At 40.9% G+C, this 1,900-nt stretch carries 1 protein-coding gene and 1 pseudogene; both read left to right on the plus strand.

The genetic code is table 11. The annotated features are described in order from the left end of the window. Positions 1-217: 217 nt before the first annotated feature. Positions 218-1,768 carry an IS21 family transposase gene (gene istA, locus FCS21_RS15660; protein ID WP_138624468.1) on the plus strand — a complete coding sequence of 517 codons (1,551 nt, stop codon included), beginning with the start codon at positions 218-220 and terminating at the stop codon, positions 1,766-1,768. A gap of 11 nt (positions 1,769-1,779) precedes the next feature. Continuing rightward, a pseudogene (locus tag FCS21_RS17175) lies at positions 1,780-1,900 on the plus strand (ATP-binding protein); the annotation flags it as partial.

A 1,900-nucleotide genomic window follows, 5' to 3' on the forward strand; every position in this document is an offset into this window, starting at 1 on the left:
TGCATATTCTCTCCACCTTTGATCACCCAGTGGCATTAACTTTGATCGCTTATTCTCATTAAGCTTTGATCACTAGTATCACGTGTAAATGATCACTTTTGTGCTCTTAATGATTTTGGCGATCAAAGCTTAATACCACTCATCTCTGAGTTCACGTTTTATCATTTTTGTAGGTGTGTTAAACCGTTATCTAAATCGTTGGATGAGGATAACAATAATGGCAACAAAACCTATATCTATGAGTAAATTACATTCTATTTTACGGCTGAAGTACTCAGCCAAGTTATCTCATCGAGAGATCGCAAGAAGTTTAAACATCTCGCCTGGCACCGTCGCAAATTATGTTAAAAAGGCGAATGAATTAGGCTTTAATCAATGGCCAATTCCAGAGGAGCAGCAACAAAGTTCGTTTCTCAACACCAAGCTCAGACGCTTCTCAACACGTAAGAAAAAGTACCCAACGCCTGACTGGCTGAGTATCAATGAAGACTTAAAACAACATAAACTCTTAACATTGCAGCTAGTGTTTGATGAGTTACTTGAAAAGGTGGGTGAGCCTTATTACAGCTACAGTCACTTCTGCCGTGCTTATAAGCAGTGGTTAGGTACGCAGCGACTATCCATGCGTCAACAGCATAAAGGTGGTGAAAAGCTGTTTGTCGATTATTGTGGACCAACAATTACCATCACTTGCCCTACGACACAGGAAAAGCGCACCGCTCAGGTATTTGTTGCGGTACTCGGCGCCTCAAATTATACCTATGCTGAGGCAACCTATAGTCAACAACTTGAAGACTGGGTGATGAGTCATGCGCGTTGCTTTGAGTTTTTAGGGGGTGTTCCTGACGTGGTTATTCCCGACAACCTCAGAAGTGCTGTGAGTAAAACTTGTCGCTACGAGCCTGATTTAAACCCGACATACCATCAGTTAGCCGAGTACTTTAATGTCGCTGTCATACCGGCTAGGCCTTATAAACCCAAAGATAAATCAAAAGCTGAGGTCGGTGTACAAATTGTAGAGCGCTGGATCATGGCACGTTTGCGTCACCAAACCTTTTATAGCTTAGCGCAACTAAATCATGAAATAGCAAAGCTACTTGGTGTGATGAACAATAAGGTGATGAAGCAATATCAACAGTCACGTAAAGAGCTATTTGAACAAGTGGATAAAAACTCACTAAAACCACTACCTGAGCAGCCCTATCAATACACACAAATCAAAACGGTACGTGTACATATTGATTATCACGTTGAAATAGAAAAACACTACTACAGCGTGCCACATCAATGGGTTAAGAAACAATTGCGTGCACACATTACCAATCAACTCGTCCAGCTTTATCACCACGATACCTTGATTGCGCAACACCCAAGATCAAACCGTTTAGGTGGGCATACAACACAGACACATCACATGCCAAAGGCGCATCAAAAACAGCATGAGCAATCACCAATAAATTTACGCTCATGGGCGTTAAGTATCGGTGATTATACCCATCAAGTTATTGAATTACTGCTTAATAGAAAGCGTCATCCTGAGCAAGCTTATCGCAGCTGTTTAGGCGTGTTGAGTTTAGCTAAAACCTATTCAACACAACGCCTAGAACAAGCATGTTATCGCGCAATAAGTATGAATACGACAACGCTTAGGTCAATTAAACAGATATTGATAAAAGGCTTAGATCAGCAACCCTTACCCACACAGCAAACAGAGCTAGAAAAACCAGTTAAACATATCAACATACGTGGCACCGACTACTACCATTAAGGAATACAAACATGATAGATACTATTAATCAGCAACTTCAATTGCTCAAGTTATCGGGTATAAAGCAAGCACTCAAGCAACAACTTGAGCAGCCAAACTTATATCAAGAGCAAAGCTTTATAGAGCGTATTA

Source organism: Colwellia ponticola (genome assembly GCF_005885605.1).
GTDB lineage: Bacteria > Pseudomonadota > Gammaproteobacteria > Enterobacterales > Alteromonadaceae > Colwellia > Colwellia ponticola.